The organism is Nocardia sp. NPDC023852, assembly GCF_040639505.1.
Lineage (GTDB): Bacteria > Actinomycetota > Actinomycetes > Mycobacteriales > Mycobacteriaceae > Nocardia.
Genome location: NZ_JBFAAB010000021.1, coordinates 93628 through 100683, shown reverse-complemented (window position 1 = coordinate 100683; position 7056 = coordinate 93628). Strand labels below are relative to the sequence as shown.

General features: G+C 67.2%; 9 protein-coding genes. 5 read left to right on the top strand and 4 right to left on the bottom strand.

The genetic code is table 11. From position 1 onward, the window contains the following. Positions 1–560 (top strand): SDR family oxidoreductase (locus AB0H00_RS24495; protein WP_357270331.1); only part of this gene is annotated, 560 nt, incomplete at its 5' end. A 253-nt stretch (positions 561–813) separates the two neighbouring features. Here AB0H00_RS24495 and AB0H00_RS24490 read toward each other — a convergent pair. Continuing rightward, on the bottom strand, positions 814–2583 hold the full coding sequence (locus AB0H00_RS24490) for a 2-isopropylmalate synthase (protein WP_357270328.1): 1770 nt from the start codon (positions 2581–2583) through the stop codon (positions 814–816). 160 nt (positions 2584–2743) lie between these two features. Here AB0H00_RS24490 and AB0H00_RS24485 point away from each other — a divergent pair, with 160 nt between their 5' ends. From AB0H00_RS24485 to AB0H00_RS24475, 3 genes are all read left to right on the top strand, one after another. Then, entirely contained in the window at positions 2744–3415 is a 672-nt protein-coding gene (locus tag AB0H00_RS24485) for an FCD domain-containing protein (RefSeq protein WP_357270325.1), read from the top strand. Between the two features lie 23 nt (positions 3416–3438). Then, positions 3439–4233: an ATP-binding cassette domain-containing protein gene (locus AB0H00_RS24480; protein ID WP_357270346.1), complete on the top strand. Its 795-nt coding sequence runs from the start codon at positions 3439–3441 to the stop codon at positions 4231–4233. Positions 4234–4388: 155 nt separating this feature from the next. Beyond that, entirely contained in the window at positions 4389–4724 is a 336-nt protein-coding gene (locus tag AB0H00_RS24475) for a YciI family protein (RefSeq protein ID WP_357270322.1), read from the top strand. Between the two features lie 8 nt (positions 4725–4732). On the opposite strand, the gene AB0H00_RS24470 is transcribed toward AB0H00_RS24475, so the two are convergent. Together AB0H00_RS24470 and AB0H00_RS24465 are read right to left on the bottom strand one after the other, a co-directional pair. After that, the gene (locus AB0H00_RS24470; RefSeq protein WP_357270319.1) at positions 4733–5236 is read right to left on the bottom strand and encodes a hypothetical protein; all 504 of its coding nucleotides are present in this window, start codon (positions 5234–5236) and stop codon (positions 4733–4735) included. Further along, positions 5233–5601 (bottom strand): hypothetical protein, encoded by a 369-nt coding sequence (locus AB0H00_RS24465; protein WP_357270316.1) that lies wholly within the window; start codon positions 5599–5601, stop codon positions 5233–5235. Before AB0H00_RS24465 ends, AB0H00_RS24470 begins: the two co-directional genes overlap by 4 nt. Before the next feature lie 21 nt (positions 5602–5622). On the opposite strand from AB0H00_RS24465, the gene AB0H00_RS24460 reads away from it, so the two are divergent. Further along, positions 5623–6216, top strand: coding sequence for a TetR/AcrR family transcriptional regulator (locus AB0H00_RS24460; protein ID WP_357270313.1), 594 nt, complete (start codon positions 5623–5625; stop codon positions 6214–6216). Between the two features lie 18 nt (positions 6217–6234). On the opposite strand, the gene AB0H00_RS24455 is transcribed toward AB0H00_RS24460, so the two are convergent. Continuing rightward, the gene (locus AB0H00_RS24455; RefSeq protein ID WP_357270310.1) at positions 6235–6885 is read right to left on the bottom strand and encodes an HAD family phosphatase; all 651 of its coding nucleotides are present in this window, start codon (positions 6883–6885) and stop codon (positions 6235–6237) included. Between the last annotated feature and the right edge of the window lie 171 nt (positions 6886–7056).

Below are 7056 nucleotides of genomic sequence, written 5' to 3'. Positions count from 1 at the left end.
CGGATCTCGACGCGCTGACCGCCGCGATCCACAACCGGCACGGACACCTCGACGTGCTCTTCGCCAACGCCGGCATCGCCGCATTCCAACCAACCCTCGACATCACCGAAGCCGAATTCGACCATGTCGTCGACACCAACTTCAAAGGCGTCTTCTTCACCATCCAAAAAACCCTCCCCCTACTGACCGACCACGCCGCGATCGTCATCAACGCATCGTGGGCGCTGCACCGCGGCGTGCCCGGCGCCTCCCTCTACTCGGCCACCAAAGCAGCCGTGCACAACCTCGCGCAGACTCTCGCGGCCGAACTGGCGCCCAAGGGAATTCGAGTCAACTCCGTAAGTCCCGGCTACATCGAGACTCCGTCGTACCGCGACAACGTCTCTGCCGAAGCACAAGCCGCGGCCGTCGCCGCGGTGGCTGCCGGTCGCCTCGGCACCTCCGAGAACGTCGCCGACGCGGTCGCTTTTCTGGCTTCCGACGAAGCGTCCTACATCAACGGACAGGATCTCCTGGTCGATGGCGGCCTGATCGCCGCCATCCCCGAGCGGATGGTGTAGCTACTGCACTGGGTGGATGTGCACATGATCAGGAGCGCAGCCGGCACGACGGACACGCGGATCTGTTACGCGCGCGGATCGACGGCCTCACCGGCGCCCGACGATGAGGCCGGGTGCCTGCTCACGCGGCGCACCACCCGGGCCTCCCAGTGAAGCCTGGCACAGCAGATCACACGGCCGACCACTCGACGCCTGCGATCCGCCGGCCGGACGGCAGCGCGGCGCCACACAGCCCGACCAAACCATCACGTGATCAACATCCCGTCGAGTTGCCCGCCGCGCGCACCACCGCCGCCAACGACGCCGCAAGCACAGAATCGCTGCGCCCGCAGGCCCATCCGGTCCCATTGTCGCTGCGATACTCCACATACGTGAGGGCGACGCCGTCGTTGCCCGACCCGATCGACTGCTGGGTCAGGCCGAGCACTTCGATCGCATAGCCGGCTTCGGCCAGCGCCTCGGTGAGCGCTGCGACCGGGCCGACGCCGCGATGCTCGGTGCGGCGGGTGATTCCGTCGACGGTCAAAGTGATCTCGGTGGCCGCCGCGGGGCCGTCGCCGCTGGCGCGCCAGTCCTTCAGATCGATCCGGGGCGTGTCGTCGAAGTAGGTCGCCTCGAACAGATCATAAAGTTCGGCGGCGGTGATCTCCACACCTGTGTCGTCGGCGCGGGCCTGCACATGCTTGGCGAAATCGATCTGCAGGCGGCGCGGCAGGTCGATCCCGTACTCGGCCTGCAGCAGGTAGGCGATGCCGCCCTTACCGGACTGTGAATTGACCCGGATCACCGCGTCATAAGTGCGGCCGATGTCCGCCGGATCGATCGGCAGATACGGCACCCGCCACTCGAGCTCGCGCTCCGCGACGCCGTTCGCCGCGGCGCGGGCGCGATGCTCTGCCATGCCTTTCTTGATCGCGTCCTGATGCGTGCCGGAGAACGCGGTGTGCACCAGATCGCCTACATAGGGATGACGTTCGTGGATCGGCAGCCGCGTGCAGTACTCCACGGTGCGCCGGATCTCGTCGATATCGGAGAAGTCGATCATCGGATCCACGCCCTGCGCATGCAGATTCAGCGCCAGGGTGGCGATGTCGACGTTGCCGGTGCGTTCGCCGTTGCCGAAAACACAGCCCTCGACTCGCTGCGCGCCCGCGAGCACCGCCAACTCGGCACAGGCGATACCGGTGCCGCGGTCGTTGTGCGGGTGCACCGACAGAATGACGCTGTCGCGGCGGGCCAGATTGCGGTGCATGTACTCGATCTGGTCGGCGTACACGTTCGGGGTGGCGACCTCGACCGTTGCGGGCAGGTTGAGGATCACCGGCCGCTGCGCGGTGGCGTCCCACAGCGTGGTCATGCGGTCACACAGATCGAGAACGAAGTCGGGTTCGGTCAGGTTGAACACCTCGGGCGAGAACTCGAAGCGCACGTTCGGCAGGTCGTCCGTGCACGCCAGCACGTCGCGGCCGCCGGCGAGAATCAGCTCGCGCAGTGCGTCGCGTTCCTTGCCGAGCACAGTGTCGCGCCAGGTAGGGGCGGTGGCGGTGTACATATGGATCACCACGTCGTTGCGGATGCCGCGGACCGATTCGACGGTGCGCTCGATGAGGTCGCGCCGCGCAGGGGTGAAGACGACGATCGCGATGTCCTCGGGTGCGAGATCGGTGTCGGCGATGAGGCGCACGAAGTCGAAGTCGGTGTGCGACGCGGACGGGTATCCGACCTCGATCTCCTTGTAGCCCATAGCGATCATCAGTTCGAAGAAGCGCCGCTTGCGCGCCGGGTCCATCGGCTCGGCCAGCGCCTGGTTGCCGTCGCGCAGGTCGACCGGAACCCACAGTGGCGCTCGGGCGAGCCTAGCGTCCGGCCAATGCCGTTGGGTCAGTGGCAGTTCCACGCGGTCGTAGACGTCGCGGTAACGGCGCGACGGCATCTGCGAATGCCGCTGTCGGTTCCATGCCGGAGCCACGTCGGGAACGGCACCCGCGGGCGTATCGATGGTGGGGAAAACGGTGTAGGTCATGGGTCTGCTTTCTGGCCGTGCGACGAGATGTGACCGGCCAGGGCAGAGCCCCACGGCAAGGCGGCAGGTCGGTCAGGCCTCGCCGTGGCGGCTGAGCAGAAGTATGGCGCGCATGATGGTTAGACTATACCTAACTCCTCAGACAAGTAGAGAGGTCGTGATGATTTCGCAGGTACGGCGCCATCCACTGGCGACGCAGACGGCCGAGCTACTGCTGGCGCGCATACGGGCGGGCGAATGGCCGCTCGGTCACCGCCTGCCCGGCGAAACGACACTCGCCGCGCAGCTCGGCGTCGGGCGCTCCACGCTGCGCGAGGCGATCCGCGAACTCGCGGGTAAGGGTGTGCTCGACAGCCGTCAAGGCGCGGGCGTATTCGTCATGGCGCTCGATGCCACCGAGGATTGGGACGTGGTGCTGCGCCGCGCCACCATCGCCTCGGTGATCGAGGCGCGCATCGCCATCGAAGCCGAGGCCGCCGCTCTCGCCGCCCACCGTCGCACCCCGGCCGACCTGCGGGCGATCCGCCGTGCACTGGCCGCCCGCGAGGCGCACGGCGAGCCGGTTGCCGCGCACGTCGACGCGGACATGGCGTTCCACCGGGCGGTCATCATCGCCGCACACAACGACGTGCTGACCCAGTTGTTCGACAGCTTCCTGCCCCGGCTGCGCCTGGCGATGATCGACATGCTGAAGATCCGCCCAGCGCCGTCCGAACTTGCGGACCACGCCGCGCACGAACGACTCGCCGACGCGATCGCCGCCCGAAACCCCATCGCCGCAGCGGAATACAGCCGCTCGCACCTTACCTTCCTGAAGGAGGCATTCACGTGACCGATGTCCCGGTGCTCGAACTGATGGACGTGACGTTCCGCCGCGAAGGCAAGAAGATCATCAACGGCATCTCGCTCACCGTGCGCGCGGGCGAACACTGGGCGCTGCTCGGCCCCAACGGTGCGGGCAAGAGCACCCTGCTCGGCTTCTGCGGCGCGGTCACGTTCCCGAGTTCAGGCACCGTGCGCGTGCTCGGCGGACAGCTCGGCCACGTCGAACTGCAGCGCCTTCGCCGCAGCATCGGACATGTGAACCCGCGCCACCCGCTGCGTTCTCCGCTCACAATCCGGGAGGTCGTGCTGACCGGCATCACCGCGACAATCGACACCCCGATGCGCTGGACACCGACACTGGAAGAGTTCGCCCGCGCCGACGCCATCATCGATACCGTCGGCCTGACGGGCAAGGCGCACGAAATCTGGCCCACGCTGTCCCAGGGGGAGCGCGGGCGCACGCTGATCGCCCGTGCGCTGATCGCCGATCCCGAGCTGCTGCTGCTCGACGAGCCCTCCACCGGTCTGGATGTCGCCGCCCGGGAACAACTGCTGGAGACCATCGATTCGCTCGATCGGACCCACCCCGATGTCGCGTCCGTTCTGGTCACCCACCATCTGGAGGAACTGCCGAGCACAACCACCCACGCGCTGTTGATTGCCGATGGCAACACTGTCGCGACAGGTCCGGCACTGGAGACGGTCACCACCCAGAACGTCACCACCGCCTTCACACATCCGGTCGAGGTCCGCTACGACGACGGGCGCTGGACCGCTCGCGCCGCGCGCAAGCAGACCGCGTGGACATTCCGCAACAGGGACTGAGCCGAACTGGTGACCTGGCGTTTTCGGGAACTCGGCTGCGGCGGCACGAAATCTTCGGAAAACTTTCGTGCAGCATGTCGCTTCGGGCGGTGGTCGTTAGATGCAGTGGTGTGAGGGTCGGACGATCCTGACGACAACCAACCAAGGATGCCGAGATGCGATACATGATGCTCATTCACGTGGACCCGACCACCGCGCCGGAGCCGGACGACACACTGTTCGAACAGGTGGGCAAGGTGATCGAGGAGATGACCAAGGCGGGGGTGCCGCTGGACACCAACGGCCTACGCCCGATCACCGAAGCCACCAAGATCATCCAGTCCGGCGGCGCGCAGACCGTGCTGGACGGGCCGTTCACCGAGTCCAAAGAGGTTGTGGGCGGGTACTGCATCCTGCAGGCCAAGTCGAAGGAGGAAGCGGTGGAGTGGACCTCGATCGTGTCCCCGGCTATCAGCTCGCAGGACATCGGGCCTCAGGCAACCGGCGTGTGACGTGGCATTCAGTCCCTCGGCGGGCCGCTGCGATGCTCGGCCTCGGCGAGGTCCTTCAGCGTCCGCAGTTGCTTGCGCATCATGAGCACGTCGCCGAGGGCCAGCGCCACGGCGATCGGTTTCGGTGCGCCACAGCGCATGCGTACCACCAGCCTGGTCCCCTTCGCTTCGGGCCGCACCGCATAGGTGACGCAGATCTTGCCCGCGACCAGCGTGATGTGGCGGCCGAGGAGGAAGGAGACCAGCTGGAATTGGGACATGAACCGTTGTCCCGCTTCGAGTTCGGTGAGCATCGGGTCGCGCCGATGTGGGCTGCGGCGTCCGAAGTTGTCCAGCAGGTCGTAGCTGTAGGGAGCGACGCGCAATTGGCACAACCAGGCGTAGACGAGCGCGGGCGGGGCGTCGATGCTGATCGCCCGATCGGCCTGCAACCCACCGGGCCGCAGGCCGTCGCACGGCAGTGGCGCCTCACGCTCGGCCTCGGTGGCGCCCCACACGGTCCCGGGGATCATGCCGCGGCCGCGATCCGGTGCAGGAGTCGCCGCACCACTATTCGGTGGCCACCCGACCCGATGACCAGCGCCCGATAGATCCTGCCGTGCAGCCCGGGGAAGTCGGCGAAGGACCGCGCTCGGACGCGGGTCTGGCTCGGCCCCTCCTCGTCCAGCTCGAAGATCAGCGCGTACTTCGAAAACCAGTGACTGCCTCGCAACGCCAACCGGTGCGGCTCCTCAGCGGAATCCAGGGCAAACCCGCTCGGCGCCGACGAGGGATCAGCCGGGTCCTTGCAAACAACTTTCAGCAATGCCTTCCACGCCCGATCGCGGTTCGCGTCCACCGATCTGGCATGCTCGTCTATATAGGGTAAACGCTCCATATAGAAGGAACGTACTAGTCCATGGCACCACCCCGCAAGCACCACACCGATGTGATCCTCGACGCAGCACGCACTCTGGTACTCGCCGACGGCCCGCGCGCAGCCAGCGTCGCGGCCATCGCCGAAGCCAGCGGCGCACCGGTCGGCACCCTCTATCACCGCTTCGGCAATCGCGACGGCGTGCTGACCGCGGCCTGGCTGCGTGCGCTGCGGCGCTTCCAGGACCGCACCCTGGCGGCCGCCGAGGACCCGGATCCGGTCGAGGCCGGCGTCGCGATGACGCTCGCCGCCCTGCGGTTCGGACGCGAATTACCCGACGACGCAAAGCTTCTGCTCAACCTGCGTCCCGGTGACTTGGTCGACGCCGGCCCCGACGAGGAGTTTCGCGGCACTCTGGCGCGGATGAATGCACCACTGATCCATCAGCTGCGCCGCATCGCGGGCGCACTCTTCGGCCGCGACGGCGACCGCGAAATCGACGCGGTCAGCCGCGCCATCGTGGACCTTCCCTACGCCGCGCTGCGCCGCCACGCCCACGCCGAGTCCCTGCCCGACTGGCTCGACGACGACCTAGCCACCGCCGTCCGAACCCTCCTGACCTCTTACCGTCTCTGACGACCCAGCGGCGCCGGATCAACCACCGACCAGCGCGGGGGTCAATTCATCGAGGTCGGAGACCACGTGGGCGGCCAGGGCCAGCGCGTCCGGAGCGGGTGGATACTCCGGTCGGGGGGCAGCGATGACGCGCATGCCCGCGGCATGAGCCGAGCGCAGGCCGTTGCTCGAATCCTCCACGGCAGCGCAGTCGGTGGGCTGCCGGCGCAGGAAGGCCGCGACCGCCTGGTAGACATCGGGCGCGGGCTTGCCACGGTCGACCTCCTCGGTGGAGAAGGTGACGGTGAAGAACTCGATGAGACCCGTCTGCCCGAGCACGGCATCGATCAGGGCGCGCGGCGACGAGCTGGCCAAACCGAGCGGCCATCGTTCGCTGATCCGCTGCACCGCCTCGACCGCTCCGGGCAGCAGCGGAACGGCATTGTCGTAGTGCTCGGACATCCGAGCGACGACGTCACGCGCGACCGTCTCCGGCGGCTCGCGGACCCCGAGTGTGCCGCTGAGATACTCCGACCATTCCTGGGTGCTCATACCCATCAGGCGCTGCTGGGTATCGGGCAGCCAATGGCCGCCCTTCTCCACGACGTAGGCGCGGCGAATCTTCTCCCACACCGGCTCGGAGTCGATCAGTACACCGTCCATGTCGAAGACGACCGCCGTGATACTCATGCGCCCATAGCCTTTCGCCAGCCGATCCGGTCAGATGTCGGGGTGGGTCGACCTCCCACTCCGCCCACGGCCCTCCGGTGCCACACCCGGAAGGCGAGTTTGCCGATCGCGCCCCAGCCTAGGGGAAACAACTCGGATCGGCGTGACCCCAGCACCCGCCCGGCGAACATC